The following is a 22,915-nucleotide window of genomic DNA, read 5'->3' on the forward strand; positions in this document are numbered from 1 at the left end:
CGCCCGGCCTCCGGCCTCCTCCCCCGCCCCCCTGGAGGGGCGGGGGCAGTGCGTGGCGATAGCCACTGGAAATCCGTGTCCGGGTCTGCTGGACTGATAAGATATAAGCACTGGAGGAACAGGCGACGTAAGCGTTCTCAAACATGAGAATTCTCACCTCCCTACCATGCTGGAAAATTCCTTCCTCCTATCCCGCACCACACCCCGCTACCCGGAATACTCTTTTCTCCCCATGCGTTTATTCTCATACGAGGATTACCATGCGGAGTGAGACGGTTACGAAAGGCTACCAGCGTGCTCCGAACAGGTCGCTGCTCAGGTCGCTCGGCATCACCGACCGTGAGATGGGTATGCCCTTCATCGGTATAGCGAACGCGTACAACAACATCGTCCCCGGGCACCTCCACCTCCGGTCGATCTCGCAGAAGGTGCAGGAGGGGGTCGCGGCAGCGGGCGCCGTGCCGTTCGAGTTCGGAACCATCGGCATCTGCGACGGGATCGCGATGGGGCACGAAGGGATGCGGTATTCCCTCCCCTCGCGGGAGAACATCGCCGACGCCGTCGAACTGATGGTCGAGGCGCACCGGTTCGACGGCCTGGTCTGTGTCTGTACCTGCGACAAGATCGTCCCCGGCATGCTCATGGCGGCGGTGCGATGCAACATCCCGGCGATCGTCGTCACCGGCGGCCCCATGCTCCCCGGCTACGCGGCAGGGCGCGAACTCTCCCTCATCGACGTCTTCGAGGGCGTGGGTCGCGTCGCCGCCGGGACGATGAGCGAGGAGGAGCTCGGCGAGCTCGAGTGCGCGGCGATGCCCGGGTGCGGGAGCTGCCAGGGGCTTTATACCGCGAACACCATGGCGTGCGTGACCGAGGCGCTGGGCCTCTCCCTCCCGGGATGCGCGGCCATTCCCGCGGTCGACGCCGCAAAACTCCGCGTAGCCCGGGAGAGTGGGGAGCGGGTGGTCGGCCTTGTCCGGGAGGGCGTCCGCCCGCGGGACATTGTCACCGAAGCAAGTTTCGCAAACGCCGTCAGGGTGGACATGGCGCTCGGGGGATCGACGAACACCGTGCTCCACCTGATGGCCATCGCACAGGAGGCGGGCGTCCCCCTGGATCTCGAGACCTTCAACGCCGTTGGTGAAGTGACCCCGCACATCTGCCACATGATGCCCGGGGGGCCGCACTCGATGCTTGCTCTCCACCGGGCGGGGGGCATCCCTGCGGTCCTGAAGATGCTCGAGCGTCACCTCGACGACGCCCCGACGGTCTCGGGCCGCTCGATCCTCGAGATCGCAAAAGACGCGCGGGTCGCCGACCCGAACGTGATCAGGACGACCGATGCCCCGGTCAGCCCGGCCGGCGGCCTGAAGATCGTGCGGGGATCCCTCGCTCCCGACGGCGCCGTCGTCAAGTGCGCCGCCGTCCCGGAGGCGATGTGGCGGCACCGGGGACCGGCACGGGTCTTCGACGGTGAAGACGCCGCGATGGAGGCGATCCTCCACCGCGAGATCGCGGAAGGCGACGTCCTCGTGATCCGCTACGAAGGCCCGCGGGGAGGGCCCGGGATGCCCGAGATGCTCTCGCCGACATCGGCGCTGATGGGTCTCGGCTACGCCCGGGTCGCCCTGGTGACGGACGGCCGCTTCTCGGGCGGCACCCGGGGCCCGTGCATCGGGCACATCGCTCCCGAGGCCGCGGTCGGCGGGCCGATCGCCCTCGTGGAGGACGGCGACGAGATCGCGATCGACCTCTACGAAAAGCGCCTCGACCTCGTCGTGGAGAGAGCGGCTCTCGAGAAACGGCGGAAGGCCTGGAAACCGCCGGAACGCCGGCTTACCGGTGTGCTCGCCCGCTACGCGCAGACCGTCGAGCAGGCGAACCTCGGTGCCGTCCAGAGGTAACCTTTTTTTTGGCCGGGAAAGGGTGCGCATACTCTCTGCCGGGATCGTGACCCCCGGCGGGGAACATCTTCTAAACAAGCTAGCCCGGTTAAGCGGGTTTACCCGGAGATGATGACTCACTCGGCGTTCCGCGCCTCTACCCGGGCACCGGCGTCCGGGAATGCTCCGGTGCCCCCGACTCCGTCCGGGGGCTGAATAACGTTTTTTGCCCCGCTTTATCGCCGCACGTTTTCTCTGGAAATTCCAACGATCTATATTTTTAAACCCCGGGGCGTAACCCACCTTTCGGGCGTACCCGTCCGGGACCGTCGCCCATATCGTTTACGGAGCATAAGAATGATCGATAGATTTCTTGAGGGTAACAAGCACTTCCTGGAAGAAGATTTCAGAAAAGATCCCGATCATTACGGTCCGCTTGCATCAGGCCAGCACCCCGAGGTTCTCTGGATAGGGTGCTCCGACTCACGAGTAAATCCCGAGCGCATCACCGGTGCGAAGGCCGGGGAGATCTTCGTGCAGCGGAACATCGGCAACATCGTCCCGGTTCATGACTGGAATTTCGCGACCGTACTCGAGTACGCGGTCAATCATCTCAAGGTCGCGGATATCGTCATCTGCGGGCATTCCGACTGCGGCGCCATAAAGGCGCTCGATCACGAGAGCAAGGATGCATACGTTCCGCTCTGGCTGAACAACGCGATGGAGGCGAAACGCCGGGTCGATGCAAAGATCCAGGTGCCGAAAAACTCCGAGGAGGAGAAACTCCGGCGCAGGCTCATCGAGTTCGAGAACGTCGCCCTGCAGATCGAGCACCTGCGCACCTATCCGCCGGTCAGGGCTGCGGAAAAAGAAGGACGGGTTCAGATTCACGGCCTGTACTTCGACCTTGCGAACGGAGAGTTGAAGAAGATACTCTAAGACTCTTCAAGCGCATAATCAATCTCTTCTTTTATCAGGCCGAGCGAGATCCTCCCGATCGACGTGACCCTGCCGTTGACCAGGATGATCGGGATGGGGGGGTGGCGTTCTTCGATGATCTCCCTGATGCGGTCGGGCACCCCCTCGTCGATCAGTGTCGTCTTCACCTCGACCTTCTCGCCATACCCGGCGAGAAGTTCGTCGCGCAGGGCACTGATGGCGTCCATCAGGCTATTGGACGGGTAACAGGTCTCGAGTCCGCAGGATCTCGTCTCGTCGCAGGGAAACGGCCCACATTCGGATTCCGCAAACCCAACAATCTCAACAGTCACTTCTGCCATGCATCATCGGTGGGGGACGAATGCTATATTATCCTTCGTCTCGGGGAGCAAGCAGCGCGGAGAGCGCCGCCCGGACGTCGTCCTCGATTCCTTCGATCTCTTCCACGTCCCGGGTCCGGTCGAGGTCGCCGATAAGCACCGGCTCGGCGGGGAGGATGCCCAGGTTCTCCATGAACGCGTCGACCACGTGTGTGACGCAGATGAACGGTTCGGCCCCCCGCCGTCCCGCGACGGCGATGAGCAGACCGCGGGCGTGCACCTCCTTCCCCAGGATCTTCTCCCGGGCATGAAGCCACTGGCAGCGGTCCATCATCGCTTTGAGGGGTGCCGGGACGGTGCTCGTGTAGACCGGCGTGCATACGACGATGACGGAGGCGGCCTCAAGTGCCCGGATGATCCCGGGCATATCGTCCTCGACCGGGCAGTAGCCGTAGTCATAGCAGGTGTAGCAGCCGATGCACGGGTGGATATCCATCTCCTGCAAGTAGAAGATCCTTGAGGAGAGGCCGGCCCGTGTGGCCTCGTCTTCGCACCACGACGCAATCTTTGCGGAGTTCCCGAACCGGCGCGGGCTCCCCTGCAGGATGACGACATCGGCCGTGCCGCTCTCCGGGAGCGGGCGGGTAAAATGGCGGGGACGGGTATAGGCGTGAGGGCGGGATGCAACGTCGTGCACGAGCCGGGAGAAGACGATCTCCGCCACTTCCTGGGTATCGAAGAGAGAGCCCGGGGGCGCTTCGTAGGAGTTGATCGCGTAGGTGTAGACCGTTTCGCTGCCGTGGAGAACCTCGACGGTATACCTGATCATGCCCGGATAGATGTGCCCGAGGTCATCGAGAACGAGTCTGACGGTAAACGTCCCTTCCGGTGTCTCGATGGATTGGCTTTTCTCCGTTGCGCTCTCGACCATCGTGTGTTCCTGGAGTTCATTGGTCTTCAATATTTCGGGTGGCCGGGAGCCCGCTGTTCCGGGTTTCCTGCAGGGGTGCAGGGGCCGGCGTTCGATCCGTCATTACCGTTAATAAGGAATCGGATCCACATGGTATGGTAATTCATGAAGGCGGTTCTGGGTCTTGAAGACGGAACATTCGTTGTAGGGGATGGTTTTGGCGTTGAGGGGACATGTTCCGGCGAACTCGTCTTCACGACGCAGATGACCGGGTACATGGAGGCATTGACCGACCCAAGTTATGCCGGACAGATCTTGATGTTTACGTATCCCCTCATCGGGAACTATGGTGTAGATCAGCAGAATTTCGAGAGTCCGATGGTTCATGCGCGGGGCTGCGTCGCGCGTGAGATCGCCGCGGTGCCCGCCGCACGACCCTCGGTTGCAGACTATTTTGAAGAAAACGGCCTTTTCGGGATATCGGGCGTCGATACCCGCAGCCTGACGATAAAAACCCGGACAGTCGGCACGCTCAGGGCATCGCTCATCGTCGGCAGCGACGATGGGGCAGAGGCGGTCAGGCGCGCCCGGGCCGTCTCCCCGATCGGTGAAGTCGACCTCATCGGGAACGTCTCCTGCGCTGAACCCTACCGGGTCGCCGGGACCGGAAAGCGGATCGCCGTCATCGATCTCGGGGTGAAACGGCACATCCTTGAGAGCCTCGGCCACCGGGGCGCGGATATCCACGTCTTCCCGCACACCGCCGCACCGGACGAGGTGATGGCGGTAAAGCCCGACGCACTCTTCATCAGCAACGGTCCCGGCGACCCGAAGAGGGCGACGCACGCCATCAGGTGCGTCCGTGACCTCGCCGGCGAGGTGCCGGTCATCGGGATCTGTATGGGCATCCAGGTCGCCGCCCTCGCGCTCGGCGCCGAGACCTACAAGATGAAGTTCGGACACCGGGGGACGAACCAGCCGGTCCGCTACAAGGACGGGAGCATCTACATCACGACGCAGAATCACGGGTTCGCGGTGGACGAAGAGACCCTGCCCGAGGGCTGCACGGTCTCGTACCGGAACGTGAACGACGGCACGGTCGAGGGATTCGAGAACCGCGATCTTGCCGTCACCTGCGTCCAGTTCCACCCGGAGGCGCACGGCGGCCCCCGGGACACGGAGATGCACTTCTTTGACCGCATATACAGGGAGATTCCATAATGCCGAAGAAATCTCATATCAAGAAAGTTCTCATCATCGGTTCCGGCCCCATCCAGATCGGGCAGGCGGCCGAGTTCGACTTCTCGGGGTCGCAGGCCTGCCGCGCGCTCCGGGAGGAGGGCGTCGAGGTCGTCCTCGTCAACTCGAACCCCGCGACGATCCAGACCGACCCCGATACGGCGGACGTCATCTATATCGAGCCGTTGAAGGCCGAACTCATCGCGAAGATCATCGCAAAAGAGAAGCCCGACGGGATCCTGAGCGGCATGGGCGGCCAGACCGGCCTCAACATGACGGCGGAACTTGCGGAGATGGGTGCGCTCGACGGCGTCGAGATCCTCGGGACGCCCCTTGAGGCGATCTACCGGGGCGAGGACCGCGAACAGTTCCGCGACCTGATGAACGCCATCGGCGAGCCCGTTCCGAGGAGCATGATCCTCGAGAGCATGAACCAGATCGACGAGGCGATCCGTGAGGTCGGCCTTCCGGCGATCATCCGGCCGGCATATACTCTCGGCGGCTCCGGCGGCGGCGTGGCGCACACGCCTGAAGAGATGCGGCGGATCATCGAGATCGGGCTCGCCCGCTCCCGGATTCATCAGGTGCTGGTGGAAGAGAGCGTCGCCGGGTGGAAGGAGATCGAGTTTGAGGTGATGCGGGACGCGGCCGATACCTGCATCATCGTCTGCGGCATGGAGAACGTCGACCCGATGGGCATTCACACCGGCGAGAGCGTCGTCGTCGCGCCCATCCTCACCCTGCGGGACGACGAGTTCCAGACGCTCCGGACCGCCGCGATAAAGATCATCCGTGCGCTCGACGTCCAGGGCGGGTGCAACATCCAGTTCGCCTACCGTGACGGCGATTACCGGATCATCGAGGTGAACCCCCGGGTCTCCCGATCGTCCGCGCTCGCCTCCAAGGCGACCGGCTACCCGATCGCCCGGGTCGCGGCGAAGATCGCGATCGGGCTCCGGCTCGACGAGATCATGAACACCGTGACCGGCGTCACCCCGGCATCCTTCGAGCCTGCAATCGACTACGTGGTGGTGAAGGTGCCCCGGTGGCCGTTCGACAAGTTCAAGTCGGCCGACCGGACGCTCACGACGGCGATGAAGAGCACGGGTGAAGTGATGGCGATCGGGCGGACGGTCGAGGAGGCGTTCAAGAAGGCGCTCCGGTCGCTCGACAACGACATGCAGCGGCACACGAACCCGAGCGAGATCCGGATGATCCTGACGTCCCCGACGGACGAGCGGTTCGGGTGCCTCTTCGACGCCTTCCGCGAGGGCTTCACGATCGAGGAGGTTGGCGAACTCACGGCGATCACGCCGTTCTTCCTTGAGAAGGTCAAGAACATCGTCGACCTCGAGCGGAAACTCGAGACCGATTTCGAACCGGAGGACGTCAGAGTCGCCCGGCGCTACGGGTTCTCGGACGAAGATCTCCTGGCGCTGACGAAGAAGACCGCCGACGAGATCGAGGCGCTCTCCGGAACGCCTACCTACAAGATGGTGGACACCTGCGCCGCCGAGTTCCCGGCGACGACGCCCTACTTCTACTCCACCTGGGAGGAGGGGTGCGAGCTCGTCCGGGACGGCGCGAAGAAGGTGCTGATCCTCGGTTCCGGGCCGATCCGGATCGGCCAGGGGATCGAGTTCGACTACTGCACCGTCCACGCGGTGATGGCGCTTCGCGAAGAAGAGGGGATCGAGGTCCATATCGTCAACAACAACCCCGAGACGGTCTCGACCGACGCCGACACCTCCGATCGGCTCTTCTTTGAGCCGATGCAGCTTGAGGACGTCGTGAACATCCTCAAGAAGGACGACTACTACGGCGTCATGGTCCAGTTCGGCGGCCAGAACTCGGTGAACCTGGCCGTGCCGCTGGAAGCGGAGATCAAACGTCTCGGTCTGGCGACGAAGATCCTCGGCACGTCGCCCGATGCCATGGATGCGGCGGAGGACCGCGACCGGTTCAGCCGGCTCCTGACCAGGCTCGATATCCCGAGCCCGGCGAACAGTTCCGCCTACTCCGAGGAGGAGGCACGGAAGATGGCCGGGGAGATCGGCTACCCGGTGCTGGTCAGGCCGTCCTACGTCCTCGGCGGCCGGGCGATGGAACTCGTCCACGACGAGGCCGAACTCGAGAGTTATATCAAGGAGGCCGTCCGGGTGAGCCGGAAGCACCCGGTGCTGATCGACTCCTTCCTCCAGAATGCCGTCGAGGTCGACGTCGATGCGGTCTCTGACGGGACGGACGTCCTGATCGGCGGCATCATGGAGCACATCGAGTGGGCCGGGGTCCACTCCGGCGACTCGGCCTGCGTCATACCGGCGCAGTCCCTCTCGCCCTCGGTGATCGCGCGGGTGCGCGACTACACGAAGAAGATCGCTCTCGGCCTCGGGGTCTTCGGGCTGATCAACATCCAGTATGCCGTTAGAAACGACATGGTCTATGTCCTGGAGGCGAACCCGCGTGCGAGCCGGACGGTGCCGTTCGTCGCGAAGGCGACGGGCATCGCGCTCGCGAAGATCGCGGCGAAGGTGATGGTGGGGCGCAAACTCGCCGATATGGATGTTGCCGAACGGGAGATCGAGCACGTTGCGGTCAAAGAGGTGCTCCTGCCCTTCAACAAACTCCCCGGCGTCGACACTGTCCTCGGCCCGGAGATGAAGAGCACCGGCGAGGTGATGGGCATCGATTACGACTTCGGCCGTGCCTACTACAAGGCATGCACTGCTGCAGAGAACACCCTGCCGACGAGCGGCAACGTCTTCATCTCGGTGACGGACGAGCAGAAAGAGGAACTCCTGCCGGTCGCCCGGAAACTCCGGGAACTCGGCCTCTCACTCTACGGGACGAGCGGGACGGTCGACTTCCTCACCCAGAACGGCGTCGAGGCGAACCTTGTGCGGAAGGTCCAGGAAGGTTCCCCGAACGTCATCGACGCGATGCGTTCCGGCAACATCCGGCTGATCATCAACACCCCGGCGGACAAGGCGTCCCGGCAGGATCACATCCAGATCATGCGGGCCGCCGTCGATTACGGCATACCCTACATCACCACCCTCCAGGCGGCGCGGGCGGCCGCGATGGCGATCGACGCCATCAAGCGCGAGGAGATTACTATCGAGCCGCTCGGGCACTACCACGGGCTGGCGTGATCCCGGGATCTTACCACCCTTTCTTTTTCTTCCAGTGTTCTCATCCAGTTCATCTCACGCGAAGAGCGAGCGTAGCGATCTTGAGCACCGTAGGTGCGAGCTGCGACGGGCCGAACGCGACCGGCCGAAGGGTGCGATGTTCCGTAGGAACGGAGCAGGAGCACCGAAGGTGCGGGGCGGAAGCGCGAGCACCGTTAGGTGCGAAGGGCAGGAGCGTGAGAAGACCCGAAGGTCTTCGAGGTGCGACCTTCCCTGTGGGGGGAGCATGAGAAGCCATCAGGCTCCGAAGGAGAGTTCCTCTCGGATAACCGATCTTCGCGTTCTTCGCGGCTTCGCGTGAGGTAGTCAGGTTGAGCACCGAAACAGTCTCACGCGAAGGACGCGAAGCCGCGAAGTGCGACCTCCCCTGTGGGGAGGGAACATGAGCACCGCCAGGTGCGAATGACATTCCAAAGAAACGTCGTTCTGAATGGTGCTCAAGCTCGCTTCGCTCGCTCTTCGCGTGAGACTACATCGGTTCCCGGCGGTGAAAGCACCCCTGTCAGAGGTCACACTGCCTGCGGTTAGCAACGCAACACCTAGACGGTTGCGTGAGAATTTTTTGCAAAAAAAAGGGGGTTATGCGTTCCCGAGCCAGACGTCGACCTTGTCGCGGTTGGCGTCGACCCACTTCTGTGCGGCTTCCTCTTCGGGCATGCCGTCCGCGATATCGGTCATGACCGACGCGATGTCCTCGCCGGTCCACTCGAACCGCTCAAGGATGGCGTGGGCCTCCGGGTCGTCTTCCGCCAGGCCCTGCCGCGCGAGGGTCACGACGTCCTCGGCTCCGCCGTAGACGCCCTTCGGGTCTTCGAGGAACTTGAGATCGTAGCGGCCGAACTTCCAGTGCGGCGACCACCCGGTCACCACGACCCACTCCTCATTGTTGATGGCGGAACCCAGCTCCGCCGCCATGCCGGCGCTGCTGCTTGAAACCAGCTCGTAGTCGAGATCGTACTCATCGATGGCCTGTTCGGTCCGGGTCATGATGCCCGCACCTGGCTCGATGCCGACGATCCGGCCGTCGAACTGGTCAGAGACACCGTTCATCTCCTCGATCGAGTCGATGGTCACGTAAGTCGGGACGACAAGCCCGATACGTGCCGCTGCGGGGATGTTTTCATTGACGTAATCGATCTGGTCGCCGTACTGCTCCCAGTAGTGCGCATGGGTGTGCGGGAGCCATCCGGTCGTCGTGAAGTCGACGTCTCCGCTGGCGAGCGCCTGGAAGAGCGGTCCTGCGTCGACTGCGACCATTTTGACATCGTATCCCGCTTCTTCAAAGACCTGCTTCATCACGTTGCTGCTGGCAATTGCACAGTCCCACGTGACGTAGCCGATGCTGACCTTTTTTGCCTCAGTTTCCGTACCGGTGCAGCCGGCAGAGAAGAGGCAGAGTGTCAGAATTAAGCCCGTCAGTGCGAGCAGGCTTCCAATTTTTCGAACCATAATTCACCTTATAGATTTTTGTCCCGCCAGAAGGCGGGTAGATTGCATTCAGAACCCGGCTCTGTGGGGTTCCGGGTTCTCACGAACTGTCCGGGACGGCGATTCACCGATGACCCGGATATCGAGCAGAGGTGGCGGTAGATGCCACTCCTGGCGTGTTTGCACCCCAGAGCAAAAAGGCCAGTTTTTGACCGGTTCAACGTATGGCCTTAACCATATATAGGTTTTGCGGGTTCCGTTCGGCGAACGGAGCCCGGTTGAAACTGGATTTTAAAGTGCGTGCAGCCGGGAAATAATCCTCGATGTGCAGGCGACGTCGCCGTTCTGCCGTTGTCCGGTGCACGGGAAGTTCGCGAAAAAAATGTGGGACCCGATCCGCTTTTCCCGGTCACGACCTCTCATTGTGCTACGGCATGAGGTTCTGGGTGATCCGGTCAAGGATGATCGCGATGATCACGATGGCAAGCCCCGCCTCGAACCCCCCGCCGATATCCACCCGCTGGATGCCCACGAGCACCTGGTAGCCGAGCCCTCTGGCACCGATCATCGATGCGATGACGACCATGGAGAGGGCGAGCATGATGCACTGGTTCACCCCCGCCATGATGGTGGGAAGCGCAACCGGGAGCTGCACCTTGAGGAGTTTCTGCCGGGGCGTGGAACCGAAGGCGTCCGCGACCTCGATCAGTTCGATCGGCACCTGCCGGATCCCGAGGTTGGTGAGGCGCAATGCCGGCGGTATTGCGAAGACGACCGTTGCGATGGTGCCCGGCACGTTCCCGATGCCGAAGAAGATCACGGCGGGGATGAGGTAAACGAACGAGGGCATCGTCTGCATGAAGTCGAGGATCGGCCGGAGCGCTGCATTGATCGTGTCGCTTCCTGCGGCCGCGATACCGAGCGGGATCGATATCGCGAGCGCGACGATCGTCGAGACGAGGACGAGCGCCAGGGTGAGCATGGCCAGGTTCCAGAGCTGGAGATCCCAGATCAGCAGCAGGCCGAGCGCGGTGAGCGCTGCCAGTTTGATGTCGCGCCGGGTGACGAACCAGACCAGCACGCTTACCAGGACGATCAGGATCGGTGCCGGTATGGCGATCAGGATGCTCTGAAACCCGCCGATGAGGAACCCGAGCCCTCCGCTGATGGCATCGAGCAGCCAGCCGAAGTACTGCTCGATCCAGTAAACGAGCACTTCGATGGCATCTCCAATAGGAATTTTAGGCAGTTGCATTCACATCCTCCCCCTTTCTTGCCAGAGCAGCAAGGATGGCGCCACGTGATATGACGCCCCTGAGCCTGCCGGTATCGTCCACCACCGCCACAGGATAGGGGCTCTCGACGATCAGCGATATGATGTCGCCAAGCGATGCATCGGGAGCCACGACGGGAACGTCGGTGATGAGGATGTCGGCGAGCTGTTTGCCCTTCTTGACCGCCTCGGCGGCGGCGTCGAGCGTCACCCGGCCCTGGAGTATGCGCTGGCGCGTGATCACGAATATCCCCAGGATGTCGTGCTCCTCCATGAGGTGCAGGGCAACCCTCGGGCCCGCGGTACATTGGGCGACCGGCTCGGGGCGGCGCATCACCTCGCTTGCTGTGAGAACCCTCGTGAGGTCGACGTCGGCGACGAACTTCTCGACGTAGGCGTTCTCGGGGTTCGTCAGGATCTCTTCCGGCGTGCCGACCTGCACGATTGCGCCGTCCTTCATCAGGGCGATCCGGTCGCCGAGTTTCAGGGCCTCGTCGAGGTCGTGGGTGACGAAGATGATCGTCTTGCCGAGCCGCTGCTGGAGGTCCAGCAGTTCATCCTGCATGTCCCTGCGGATAAGGGGATCGAGAGCGCTGAACGCTTCGTCCATCAGGAGTACATCCGGGTCGCTGGTGAGCGCGCGGGCAAGCCCGACGCGCTGCTTCATCCCGCCGGAGAGCTCGTCAGGCATGCTCCCCCCGTAGCCCCCGAGCCCCACCATCTGGAGCACTTCCTCGGCTTTTGTGTGCCGTTCTTCCGCCGAAATGCCCTGGATCTCAAGGCCGAAGGCGACGTTGTCGAGAACTGTCTTGTGCGGAAGGAGAGCAAAACTCTGGAAGATCATCCCGAGCTTGCTCCGCCGGGTCGTTCGGAGTTCTTCCTGGCCCATGCCGACGATGTCCTCGCCGTCAAGCAGTATTTCGCCCGCGGTGGGTTCGATGAGCCGGTTGATGCAGCGCAGGAGCGTTGATTTCCCACTCCCGGACAGTCCCATCAGTACGAACGTCTCGCCCGGCATGACGTCGAACGAAACGTCATCGAGGGCCAGCGTCGAGCCGGTCTCCTCGTAGATCTCCTGTTTCGAGCGGCCTGTTCTATGGAGTTCCAGTGCCTTTTCCGGGTCCTGCCCAAATACCTTGGTCAGGTCCCTGACGCTGATTATTGGTTGTAATGATCTTGTGCTCTCTCTGGGTATCTCCTCAAAAATGACGGACCCCTCCAGCTTCACGATTTCTATGTTATCTGCTTTATATTTTCGGGTTCCTTAAAATCCGATTCATTTCGGACGGTTTTTAATTTTTGGACCATTTTGATGTTTTTTAAACGCTGGGTTGCATGAATGCTCCTTATCCCGTGATTTATCTATATTGTGCCGACTATTTTCTATATAGTGCCCATTCTTCCGGATCCCGGGTCCTCTCCCGGCCCCCGGTGACCTCCGCCCGCGCAGGCAGGCGCCGGGATTGCGTGGTCGCTGCTGCAGTGCCTCCGGGACCTCCGTGCCCAATCCTTTGGCATAAAAACAGGGAATGATCGGGATTCCTGCCGGTGCGTCCGTCCATACCATTTCTTTTATTGGGTGAAAAGTCATATCAATGTAGATTACTCCAGTCTGCCTTCAGGCAGGTAGGAACGCGGAGATCAATACCATGGAACAGGGAAAAGTCGTCCTAGCATTTTCAGGAGGTCTCGACACCTCTATCTGTATCCCCCTCCTGCGCGAGCACTACGGGTTCGATGAGATCGTCACCGTTGCCGTCGACGTGGGCCAGCCCGAGGAGGAGATCGCCCGGGCAACCGAGAAGGGCCGGATGCTTGCAGACAACCACTACACCATCGATGCGAAGGAGATGTTCGTAGCGGACTGCATCTTCCCCTCGATACGAGCGAACGGGTCGTATGAGGGTTACCCGATGGGCACGGCGCTTGCCCGCCCGCTGATCGCCGAGGAGATCGTGAAGGTCGCGAAGCAGGAAGGCGCCTCGAAGATCGCGCACGGGTGCACCGGCAAAGGAAACGACCAGCTCCGGTTCGACTTCATCTTCAGGGCCGCCGGATACGATATCGTTGCGCCGATGCGGGAGATGAACCTGACCCGGGAGTGGGAGATCTGCTACGCACAGGAACACGATATCCCGGTGACGGTGGCGAAGGACAAGCCCTACAGCATCGACGAGAACTGCTGGAGCCGGAGCATCGAGGGCGGCAAACTCGAGGACCCGGCCTTCCACCCGCCCGACGATATCTACGCCTGGACGGTGTCGCCGAAGGATGCTCCCGACACGATGGAGGAGATCCGTATCGAGTTCGAGCAGGGGGTTCCTGTCGCTCTCAACGGGAAAAAGATGCCCGGCCTTGCCCTGATCCGGGAGTTGAACCGGATCGCCGGAAGGAACGGTGTCGGCCGCAACGATATGGTCGAAGACCGGATCCTCGGCCTGAAGGCCCGCGAGATCTACGAGCACCCGGCCGCGACCGCCCTCCTCGCCGCGCACAGCGATCTCGAACGCCTCGTCCTGACCCGTTCGGAACTCGCGTTCAAGCATATCGTCGACGACAGGTGGTCGGAACTCGCCTACATGGGGCTCGTGCACGAACCGCTCTTCCACGCGCTCAATGCGTTCATCGACAAGACGCAGGAGCGGGTGAACGGCACCGTGGACGTCGGCCTCTACAAGGGCAGCGTGAAGGTGCTCGGACGGAGCTCGGACGGAGCGCTTTACTCCGACGATCTCGTCTCCTTCGACTCGACGACGCTCGATCAGAACCACGCCGTCGGGTTCTCGAATTACTTCGGCCTGCAGGCGCGCCTGCTCCAAAACCTCAAGAAATGTTGAAGGGGTGCCTAGAGCACCTTCTTCCCTGCTTCTTTTCCCGGCGTGCACTCGAAGATGTCGGTGATCTTGATGACGATGAGCGATTTCGCCGGGTACTGGTGGCCCTTCGTCCTCACCTGGTCACGGAACTTCTCGTAATCGGGGCCGGATGTCTTGATCTCCGTATCCCCCTTCACCTGGAAGCAGCGCTTGGTCTCCTGGTCGTAGAAATAGAGCGCCGTGACAGGGTTCTCTTTGAGGTTTTCAAGCGTCTTTACCATGTAGTTGTCCATGATCCAGATGGTATCGTCGCCGACGAGCTGGATCGATGCCATCGGCGCCACGTTCGGAACACCGCTTTTGGACGCGGTAGCCATCGGCATGACTTTGGTCTTCGTAAATATCTCTTTAATCTCACCTGAAAGCGCAACCATGCGGTTCACCTCTCCCTGGAAGCGGAACGGGCGCGGCAGAGCCGCCGCAACCTGCCCGGTAATGTGGTTATCCGTGCTATCGATATATAAGCGCTCTGCCGGAACCGGGAGTGCCGGCCGTTCGGTGGTGATCCGTGATGGCGGCGAAAGCGATCTTTCGCACGGTGCGGGGGGCCGGAGGTGCAACGGCTTCTCACGCTCCTCCCACCTGGACGGCAAAGACCAAAGCCTCTTCAAACTCCTGGATTCTAACCCGGGCGCCAAACGCCACCCGAATCAATAAATCTTGCTGGAGAAGCCGGGATGCCGTCACGGGAACCGGAAGAAAATGCTTCCTGGGGTTTCCTCCCTCTCCGTGTCCCTGGAACCGTATGGAATCATGGAAAGGTATAAAGTAGCAGACGGGGAAACGACTACTATGTGTGCCCGCTTTTTGGAGCGCTTTTTCAAACCTACACCCCACATCGTCGAAAGCCCGCCTCCGCCGTCGCTCTCGCATGGGGCGGGCTCGGGTGTTCCCGAGTACCGGGTGAAGCCCTATTTTATCGTGGCGTCTGTTGAGATGGGCAATACCACGACAAAGTGCATCCTGACCGGCACGAATCTGGAGACGGGCAGGTCCTATGTCATCAACAAGACCGTGACCATGAGCCGCGACGTCCGGGCACCGAAACCGGGCGAGACGATCTTCGGGGCGACCCTGGACGGCACGGAACTGACGCGGGAGTCGGTTACGGAACTGGTGCGCGACACCCTGATTCGATGCCACGACGAGGCTCACCTGAGCATCAAGGACGATCTCGACTTCGTCGTCAGGAGCACCGGCGTCGTGGCGGCGATGGACTCTCCCGACCAGGTCGGGGACTTCGTCATTGCTCTTGCGAACGGCTGCCTTGAAGCAGGCGTTCCCCCGCGGAAGATGACCCCGCCGATGTCGATCGACAACCTCCCGCCGAAACTCCGGCAGTTCTCGTTTGCCGATAAAGTGGTCTTCGTCGGTGCGGTGGCCGGCGTCGTGCCGCCGGTCGGGTGCACCGGTGTCGAGATGGTGGCAAACGAGATGGAGGGGGAGCTTGCGATGGCGGGCATCAAGGAGGGCGCAAAGTGGACGCCGGTCGACTTCCGGAACCCCTGCATATCCATCGACTTCGGGACGACGCTTGATGGGCGGATCACGAGTGATGTCGCTCCCGATGAACCGAACCCGTTTGCGCAGACGACCGGGAACTTCTGCGGGCTCGCGGGCGCCATACCGGACGCGATCGTCCGGGGCACCCAGCTCGTGAATGACCAGACGGGAACCGCGCTCGACCTCTTCGGCGACCACAGCATCAGGGGCGCGTTCGGGGGCAGGAAACGTTCCGTCGTCGAGGAGTACGTCGACCGCTGCCACGAGCATATCGATATCCGGATTGTTCCCACCGACCGGACGCGGTTCGGGCGGGTTCCGGTCTGCGCGGACATGGCCGACAAGTCGGGCGTTGCTCTCATCGGATGCGACTCGGGCGTCAACGGCAGCGGGATGCCGGATCTTGAGGCAATCGGGCGCGATATCCACGAGAAACACGGCGTGGCGATGCTGACCGAGGTCGTCGACCGGGTCTGCGCGAGGATGGCGCTCCGGCTCATCGACGTCGCCGTCGAGAGAGGGATGGTTCCGCCGAACTCGTCGATCGGGTTCACCGGGCGTGCGGCGATATCGGGGAGGAAGCCCGAGTACATCCTTGCAGGTGTCGCCGAACGGAATCTCTACGATACCCCGAACGACCACCTGGTCTTCGTGGACGACGGTCTTGCCCGGGGAGCGGCACTGATGGGCCGGTGCATGAATTCTCTCGGGAAACCGAAAGCACCACTCGGCGGCGTGCGGGGAGGGCCATGTATTATGTCCCGCCGGATCAAAATAGGAAAGTAGGATCTGGTAACCATGGCTGAAGAAGAACTCTACGATATGCTCGTTCCCCCCGGTGTGCCGCGGAAGATGATCTACGACGTCGTCGAGAAGTATGACGTCGAAGTGGTGCGCCGGCAGCGGAAGATGTCGTTCGCAAACATGGACGGAGATGCACGGGAACTGATTGCGTTCCGCGGAAAGAAGGAAGTCGTCGAAGAAGTGCAGAAATACCTTTTTGAGCAGCTCAAAGAGTTCGTCGCGGAATAACTGCATCTTTTTTTGTTTGTGCGCCGGGGATTGCCGCCGCGAGGCATAGCCTTGGGGTGCACGGTGAAGACCGGGCGGTGGTATGAGAGGGAGTTGCCGCACGGGGGCTATTTGAGGGGATCTCGGGGCCTTCCTGGCAGTAAAATTCGTTCAAGGATTTTTCAGGGCTCTACGCACCTCGAACTATCGGTGCTCAAACTCTGCTCTTACTGGAGCACCGCCTATTACCATACACGGCTTTCCAGGGGACTACGCACCTGCGGTGCTCGTGCTCCTGACCCGAAACCCTTTGGGTTTCTCCAGCTCCGGCCCTTCAGCCCATCGCACCCTTCGGCCAGTCGCATATCGCCACGCACTACCCCCGCCCCCTGGGCGGGGGAGGAGCGCGAAGCGCGGGTGGGGTGGGGTTACAGGAGTATCTGTATGTAGTGGAGACAGGGGAGGGGGCATGCCCCCTCCCCGTCAGCCCCTCCCCCAATGGCGATACCCCCACGATCCAGTGTCCCGGGATTTCTCACGGCCAGGGCGTATGTTCGAGCTTGAGATGTTACCTGGTTTCGAATCGCAACGATTCCTCAGAACTGGCAACAGAAGCACTGCCTGGTGCGAGTTGCACAGTTCGCTGAAAATCCTTTGACGGGTTCCCCTGCCAGGGGACACCATAACCCCCGGCCGGAACGAGCCCATAACCGTTCTCACCCGTCGAACCCCGGGCGGAACGGGCGCAGTTGTGTTTTAGTCCGTCGACGCCATCCCACCCGCGATCAGGCGCACGAGGAGCGCCTTCTGCGCGTGGAGCCGGTTCTCGGCCTGGTCCCAGACGATGCTCTGCGGCCCCTCCATCACCTCGTCGGTGATCTCCTCGCCCCGGTGGGCGGGGAGGCAGTGCATCACGAGAGCGTCGGGGGACGCCTGCGCGAGGAGGCGGGAGTCTATCGTGTAGCCTTTGAGCGCCTGCAGCCGCTCGGCACGCTCCTGTTCGTCGCCCATGGAGACCCAGATGTCGGTGTAGAGGACGTCCGCGTCCCTGACCGCATCTTTTGGGTCGGTGACGATGGTGACCTTACCCCCCGCCGCCCGTGCCCGGTCGACGATCTCGTCCTTCGGCCGGTAGCGCGGGGGGCCGGCAACCGCAACCTCCATCCCGGTCAGGGCGGAGGAGAGGATCCACGAGTTGCAGACGTTGTTGCCGTCCCCGACCCACGCGAGCTTCAGGCCGTGAAGATCGCCGAACCGCTCGCTGAGGGTCATGATGTCGGCCAACACCTGGCAGGGGTGCAGGCGGTCGGAGAGGCCGTTGACGACCGGAACGTTCGCGTAGCGGGCGAACTCCTCGATGGTGGCGTGACTGTAGGCGCGGATCATCACCGCATCGACGTAGCGGGCAAGGACCCGTGCCGTGTCCCGGATCTCCTCGCCCCGCCCGAGCTGCATGTCCTGGGGATTTAAGAAGAGCGCGTGGCCGCCGAGATCGGACATCCCCACCTCGAACGAGACCCGGGTGCGGGTGGACGCCTTCTCGAAGATCATCCCGAGGCTCTTGCCCCTCAGGAATTCGTGCGCGGTTCCCGCGGACTTCAGTCTCTTCAGGCGCACTGCGTCGGCAACGATGCTCTCGAGTTCGTACTCGTCGATATCGAGGAGCGAGAGAAAATCCTTCTTCATAAAATCTCCCTCATGTGACGGCACCTTTTCTCGAGGATCTCGGGTGTGCCGATGTCCCTGCGGTGAAAAACGCTTCCCGAGACGGAAGATGCCGCTTTCTCGGCTATCGCCTCGGCCTCCTCGAGCGTCTCGCCCCTCCCGACGAACGCGAGCGTCCGCGACGTCAGGGTATGGAGCGTCCCGTTTTGCTCCTCGACGCTTGCGTAATACAGCAGGGCGTCGCCGTAGTCGCCGAGGGTGAGCGGTTCGTTCGCCCTTGGCGCCTCCGGGTAGCCCTCGGGGACGAGGTACTTGCAGACCGTCGCCTTGTTCGCGAACCGGACGTGCGACGGCGCAAGATCGCCCGCGATGATGTGGCCGACGATCCCGGCAAAGTCCGATTCCAGGAGCGAGAGAACGTTCATGGCCTCGGGGTCACCGAAGCGGGCGTTGAACTCGATGACTTTCGGGCCTTCGCGGGTGTTCATGAACTGGCCGTAGAGGATCCCCCGGTAGGGCGTCCCCTCGGCCCGCATGGCCGCGACCGTGTCTGTCATGATCCGGAGGGCTTTCTCGTAGTCCCGACGGGAGACGAAGGGGAGCATGTGATCTTCCAGGGAGTAGGAGCCCATGCCGCCGGTGTTCGGTCCCACGTCCCCTTCGTATGCACGCTTGTGGTCCTGCACGAGCGGCATGGGCACCAGGTGCTCGCCGTCGACGAACGCCTGGAGGGTAAACTCCTCCCCCACGAGCCGCTCTTCCAGGACGACGCTCCCCCCGATCTCCCGGGCATACTCGACCGCCCCCGCCACATCGACGTGCTCGCCCATGATTCGCACGCCCTTCCCGCCGGTGAGCCCGATCGGCTTGACCGCGAGGTCGCCGTCGTAGGACTCGATGAACCGCCGTGCCTCCTCCGGGTCGCGGCAGACCCGGTACTCAGGGCACCCCGCGATTCCGTGCCGTTCCATCAGCCGGCGGCAGAACGCCTTGTCCGTCTCGATCCGGGCCGCGGCACGCGTCGGCCCGAGAGACGGTATCCCCGCCGTCTCAAGGTGGTCGACGATGCCCGCCTCAAGGGGGGCCTCCGGTCCGATGACTGCGGCGTCAACTCCGCAATTGGTGGCGAATGGTAGTATTTTCTCGATATTGGTCTCTTTTTCGAGGAGCACCCGCTCCGCGAGCCGGGCAATTCCCGGGTTCTTGCGTGCCATGACAGAAAAAATCTTCGTGTCGCTGTTGCAGGAAAGCGCCCTGGTGATCGCATGCTCCCTGCCACCACCGCCTACAACGAGTACTTTCATATCCATCATATTTGCCCGCTCTTAAAAAATGTTTATCCGTCCAGCAGTTCGCTGACCCGCACAAGTGCAAGAAGAGACGCGCCTTTTTCTGCAAGCGCCTCGCGAGCGCCCGCTTCCCGGTCGACGACGGTCATTACCCGGTCGACGTGCGCGCCCGCGGCACGAAGGGCCTCAAGACCGTAGAGGGCGCTCCCCCCTGATGTGGTCACATCCTCGACCAGCAGCACGTTTTTCCCGGTAACATCGCCGATGATCGTCCCGGATTTTCCGTGACCCTTCTCCTCCTTCCTGATGATGGCATACGGCCGGCCGCTCGCGAGCGAGACGGCGACGGCGATCGGTACGGCACCGACCGCTACGCCGGCAACCATCTCGAAATCTTCCCTTTCGGCAATGGCTTTCCCGATCTCCCTGAGGATGGCGGGGTTCGTTGTCGCAGCTTTTATGTCGATGTAGTAAGAACTCTGGGCTCCCGAGGCGAGGACGAACTCCCCAAACTCGATAGCCCCACACTCAAGCAACAGTGTCGCGATTGGGTTTACCATGGTACCTCTTTAACTCCGATGTAATAACCGATAATATTCACCACCCGGTGCAGGAGAGGCGTCATGACGATGATCCAGACTGCGATGGGTAAGGTGATGGTTCCGAACAACCACTGGGGGTCGAAGATGAGCATCAGCAGGAAGGAACCGGCGACCAGGTCGTACTGGTCGGCCAGGAACCAGGATTCACCCCGACCCTTGCCCAGTCTCCGCTTCAGGAAACTTTTTGCGAGATCACCGAGGAGCGCGCCGGTTGCAAGGAGGGTGACGGAGAGGAACGTCTGCTGGGGGAGAGCACCCAGGCAGAACGCGGCAGCCGCCCAGATCTCGATGAGACCCACCAGCACCCCCGAGAGGACGCCACCGAAGAATCCCCGGTACGTCTTTCCGTCGCCGAAGATCCTTCTCCCGTCGGAGAACGTCCGCCCGAGATCGATGGGCGTCCCGCCGCCGAAGAGTGCAGCCGCCGAATTCGGCACGTATGCCGGAATCATGATCCACAGTGCCGCGAGCCCGGAAAAAATCCAGTAGCCGATGTCTGTACTGATAACTGTCAATATTCAGTACAATCAGTAAATATAAAGATTAAAGTGTCGAAACATGAGATACGAATGAAAGGTGGGCACGGTGAGAGAATGCTGATAAAAAAGACGAAGAGCCTCTGCCCAACATGCGGTCGCGTGCTCGATGCCGATATCGTTGAGGAGGGGGGGGAGGTCTGGCTGGTCCGTACCTGCCCCGAACACGGCGCGTACCGGGGCCTCTACTGGTCCGATGCAGAGATGTACCGGAGATTCGATGCTTACGAGCGTATCGGAAACGGGATCTCGAACCCGCAGAAGGTTGTCTCCCCGGCAGGATGCCCGAACGACTGCGGCATCTGTGAAAACCACCGGTCGACGACGCTGCTCGCGAATATCGACCTGACAAACCGGTGCAACCTCAACTGCGACTTCTGCTTTGCGAACGCCAGGGCATGCGGTTACGTCTACGAACCGACGTTCGACCAGGTCATCGGGATGCTGCGCATGTTGCGCGAGGAAAAGCCTGTACCGGCGCCTGCCGTCCAGTTCTCGGGCGGCGAGCCGACAATGCGCGATGATCTGCCCGAGATCATCCGGAAGGCAAAAGAACTCGGGATGTCCCAGGTGCAGGTCGCGACGAACGGTATCCGGCTCGCACAGGACCCCGACTACGCCCGGCAGCTCAAAGAGGCCGGGCTCTCCACCGTCTACCTCCACTTCGATGGCGTGTCCCGCGAGACGAACTCGAAACTCGCGAGTGACTGGCGGGCAATAGAGAACTGCGAGAGGATCGGCATGGGAGTGGTGCTGGTGCCTACGGTCATCAAGGGCAGGAACGACCACGAGGTGGGCGCCATCATCAAATACGCCGCCGAGCATATCAAGACCATCCGGGGCGTCAACTACCAGCCGGTGGCGTTCACCGGGGCCGCAAGCGAGGATGACGTCAGGAACGAACGGATCACCATCCCCGAACTTGCGGAGCGGATTGAGGAGCAGACGGACGGCGTGATCAAGAAGGACTACTTCTACCCGGTGCCCTGTGTCGTCCCGATCTCCGAACTCGTCGAGGCCTATACCGGTAAACCCCAGATCTCGTTCACCACGCACCAGCACTGCGGCGCAGCGACCTATGTCTTCGTCACCGACGAGGGGATGGTTCCGGTCAACAAGATGGTGGACGTCGATGCCTTCTTCGAGTCGGTCGAGAAGATGACGGCGAAACTCGCGAAAGGCGGCTCGCTCAACAAGTACGTGACCCTCGTCGAGGGGGTCAAAGACCTCTACGGCTCCACGAGGAAGGCGGAGCAGAAGAACACCGGGGAGTTCGTGAAACTGATAGCAAAGGCTCTCGTGATGCAGAACTTCGAGGCCCTGCGTGAGTTTCACTGGAATGCCCTCTTCATCGGCACGATGCACTTCATGGACCGGTACAACTACGACCTCTCCCGGGTGCAGCGGTGCTGCATCCACTACGCGACCCCCGACGGCCGCCTGATCCCGTTCTGCACCTACAACAGCGGTCCGGTCTACCGCGAGCAGGTCTGGAAAGCCTTCGCGCAGCCCCAGAAGGACGAGTGACCGCCTGCCTTATACGAGACGGGGAGGAGTGACTGCTCGCTCGCACCTAACGGTGCTCAAGCTCGCTTCGCTCGCACTCCCCCCCGGCGGCTTTTTATGTGCACCCTATCTTTTGCGCGAAGTATTGGAGATTGTAACTTCGCTGAATCTGGTGTGGGTGGGGGCTATTGATAGAGCCTTACGCGATAGAGACAGGGGGGATGCTCCTGCCGTCCTGGCAGTCGCGCTCTGGAACATCGCACTCCCCGTCGGCCCCTCTCCCGATGGCGATACCCTCACAGCCCAGTGTACGGGGAGTACCTGGAGAAGAACCATGCACGGCTGCCCACCGGGTATCGCCATGACTGCCCCCGCCCCGAGGTGTGGGGTGCGACGGGCCATAGGGCCGGAGCATGAGCACCGAAGGTGCGGAGGAGGAGGCCGAAGGCCGGGCGGGGTGGGGGTTACAGATATACCGAAGTGGTGGGTGATACCGGGAGAAACCATATGCGATAGAGACAGGGGAGGGGGGCGTGTCCCCCCTCCCCGTCAGCCCCACCCCAGTGGCGATACCCTCACGGTCCACTGCACCGGGGAGATACTGGAAATGTGATGTATGCGCCCCGAACCATGTTTTTTCCACCGGCTATCGCCATGACTGCCCCCTTCCAGCGTGGGCGGGGGAGGGCCGGGTGGATTTCTCCCCCGATGAGGCGGGGGCAAGTTTGGCAAAGACGGGGTCAT

18 protein-coding genes are annotated in these 22,915 nt (G+C 61.9%); 8 read left to right on the forward strand and 10 right to left on the reverse strand.

Annotation, left to right across the window (positions count from 1 at the left end):
- Positions 1-260: 260 nt before the first annotated feature.
- Positions 261-1,904 carry a dihydroxy-acid dehydratase gene (ilvD, locus tag EI28_RS02270; RefSeq protein ID WP_048112318.1) on the forward strand — a complete coding sequence of 548 codons (1,644 nt, stop codon included), beginning with the start codon at positions 261-263 and terminating at the stop codon, positions 1,902-1,904.
- Between the two features lie 336 nt (positions 1,905-2,240).
- Positions 2,241-2,822 carry a carbonic anhydrase gene (locus EI28_RS02275; RefSeq protein ID WP_048112320.1) on the forward strand — a complete coding sequence of 194 codons (582 nt, stop codon included), beginning with the start codon at positions 2,241-2,243 and terminating at the stop codon, positions 2,820-2,822.
- Here EI28_RS02275 and EI28_RS02280 read toward each other — a convergent pair.
- Both EI28_RS02280 and EI28_RS02285 read right to left on the reverse strand, forming a co-directional pair.
- Positions 2,819-3,163: a hypothetical protein gene (locus EI28_RS02280; RefSeq protein ID WP_048112322.1), complete on the reverse strand. Its 345-nt coding sequence runs from the start codon at positions 3,161-3,163 to the stop codon at positions 2,819-2,821. The two genes, EI28_RS02275 and EI28_RS02280, sit on opposite strands and share 4 nt — an antisense overlap.
- A gap of 28 nt (positions 3,164-3,191) precedes the next feature.
- Entirely contained in the window at positions 3,192-4,103 is a 912-nt protein-coding gene (locus EI28_RS02285; protein WP_231476540.1) for a flavodoxin family protein, read from the reverse strand.
- Between the two features lie 114 nt (positions 4,104-4,217).
- Here EI28_RS02285 and carA point away from each other — a divergent pair, with 114 nt between their 5' ends.
- Complete coding sequence (carA, locus tag EI28_RS02290; protein WP_048112323.1) at positions 4,218-5,273, forward strand: glutamine-hydrolyzing carbamoyl-phosphate synthase small subunit; 1,056 nt, start codon at positions 4,218-4,220, stop codon at positions 5,271-5,273.
- Positions 5,273-8,443 carry a carbamoyl-phosphate synthase large subunit gene (gene carB, locus EI28_RS02295; RefSeq protein WP_048112324.1) on the forward strand — a complete coding sequence of 1,057 codons (3,171 nt, stop codon included), beginning with the start codon at positions 5,273-5,275 and terminating at the stop codon, positions 8,441-8,443. Before carA ends, carB begins: the two co-directional genes overlap by 1 nt.
- A gap of 618 nt (positions 8,444-9,061) precedes the next feature.
- Here the strand turns inward: carB and EI28_RS02300 are convergent.
- The 3 genes from EI28_RS02300 to EI28_RS02310 form a co-directional block, all read right to left on the reverse strand.
- Positions 9,062-9,931, reverse strand: a complete 870-nt coding sequence (locus tag EI28_RS02300; protein WP_048112325.1) for a glycine betaine ABC transporter substrate-binding protein — start codon at positions 9,929-9,931, stop codon at positions 9,062-9,064.
- A 406-nt stretch (positions 9,932-10,337) separates the two neighbouring features.
- Positions 10,338-11,165 (reverse strand): proline/glycine betaine ABC transporter permease, encoded by an 828-nt coding sequence (locus EI28_RS02305; protein ID WP_048112326.1) that lies wholly within the window; start codon positions 11,163-11,165, stop codon positions 10,338-10,340.
- A complete protein-coding gene (locus EI28_RS02310) occupies positions 11,152-12,411 on the reverse strand; it encodes a glycine betaine/L-proline ABC transporter ATP-binding protein (protein WP_082223057.1) in 1,260 nt (419 codons plus the stop codon). The genes EI28_RS02305 and EI28_RS02310 overlap by 14 nt, the downstream gene beginning before the upstream one ends.
- A gap of 421 nt (positions 12,412-12,832) precedes the next feature.
- Between EI28_RS02310 and EI28_RS02315 the strand changes: the two genes are divergently transcribed.
- Positions 12,833-14,020 (forward strand): argininosuccinate synthase, encoded by a 1,188-nt coding sequence (locus EI28_RS02315; RefSeq protein WP_048112328.1) that lies wholly within the window; start codon positions 12,833-12,835, stop codon positions 14,018-14,020.
- An 8-nt stretch (positions 14,021-14,028) separates the two neighbouring features.
- Here the strand turns inward: EI28_RS02315 and EI28_RS02320 are convergent, their stop codons facing one another.
- Entirely contained in the window at positions 14,029-14,433 is a 405-nt protein-coding gene (locus tag EI28_RS02320; RefSeq protein ID WP_048112329.1) for a pyridoxamine 5'-phosphate oxidase family protein, read from the reverse strand.
- Positions 14,434-14,851: 418 nt separating this feature from the next.
- Here EI28_RS02320 and EI28_RS02325 point away from each other — a divergent pair, with 418 nt between their 5' ends.
- Both EI28_RS02325 and EI28_RS02330 read left to right on the forward strand, forming a co-directional pair.
- Positions 14,852-16,348 carry a methanogenesis marker 14 protein gene (locus EI28_RS02325; RefSeq protein ID WP_048112330.1) on the forward strand — a complete coding sequence of 499 codons (1,497 nt, stop codon included), beginning with the start codon at positions 14,852-14,854 and terminating at the stop codon, positions 16,346-16,348.
- A gap of 12 nt (positions 16,349-16,360) precedes the next feature.
- Positions 16,361-16,594, forward strand: a complete 234-nt coding sequence (locus EI28_RS02330) for a hypothetical protein (RefSeq protein ID WP_048112331.1) — start codon at positions 16,361-16,363, stop codon at positions 16,592-16,594.
- A 735-nt stretch (positions 16,595-17,329) separates the two neighbouring features.
- Here the strand turns inward: EI28_RS02330 and argF are convergent.
- From argF to EI28_RS02350, 4 genes are read right to left on the reverse strand one after another with little or no spacing between them, the layout of a single operon-like run.
- On the reverse strand, positions 17,330-18,259 hold the full coding sequence (gene argF / locus EI28_RS02335) for an ornithine carbamoyltransferase (RefSeq protein WP_048112332.1): 930 nt from the start codon (positions 18,257-18,259) through the stop codon (positions 17,330-17,332).
- The gene (purD, locus tag EI28_RS02340) at positions 18,256-19,548 is read right to left on the reverse strand and encodes a phosphoribosylamine--glycine ligase (protein WP_048112393.1); all 1,293 of its coding nucleotides are present in this window, start codon (positions 19,546-19,548) and stop codon (positions 18,256-18,258) included. Before purD ends, argF begins: the two co-directional genes overlap by 4 nt.
- 26 nt (positions 19,549-19,574) lie before the next feature.
- Positions 19,575-20,087 carry an orotate phosphoribosyltransferase gene (pyrE, locus tag EI28_RS02345; RefSeq protein ID WP_048112334.1) on the reverse strand — a complete coding sequence of 171 codons (513 nt, stop codon included), beginning with the start codon at positions 20,085-20,087 and terminating at the stop codon, positions 19,575-19,577.
- Entirely contained in the window at positions 20,081-20,581 is a 501-nt protein-coding gene (locus EI28_RS02350; RefSeq protein WP_048112336.1) for a CDP-2,3-bis-(O-geranylgeranyl)-sn-glycerol synthase, read from the reverse strand. The genes pyrE and EI28_RS02350 overlap by 7 nt, the downstream gene beginning before the upstream one ends.
- 141 nt (positions 20,582-20,722) lie before the next feature.
- On the opposite strand from EI28_RS02350, the gene tes reads away from it, so the two are divergent.
- Positions 20,723-22,192 carry a tetraether lipid synthase Tes gene (gene tes / locus EI28_RS02355; protein WP_048112338.1) on the forward strand — a complete coding sequence of 490 codons (1,470 nt, stop codon included), beginning with the start codon at positions 20,723-20,725 and terminating at the stop codon, positions 22,190-22,192.
- Positions 22,193-22,915 lie beyond the last annotated feature (723 nt).

It is taken from the genome of Methanoculleus sp. MH98A, from assembly GCF_000691865.1.
Taxonomy (GTDB): Archaea; Halobacteriota; Methanomicrobia; order Methanomicrobiales; family Methanoculleaceae; genus Methanoculleus.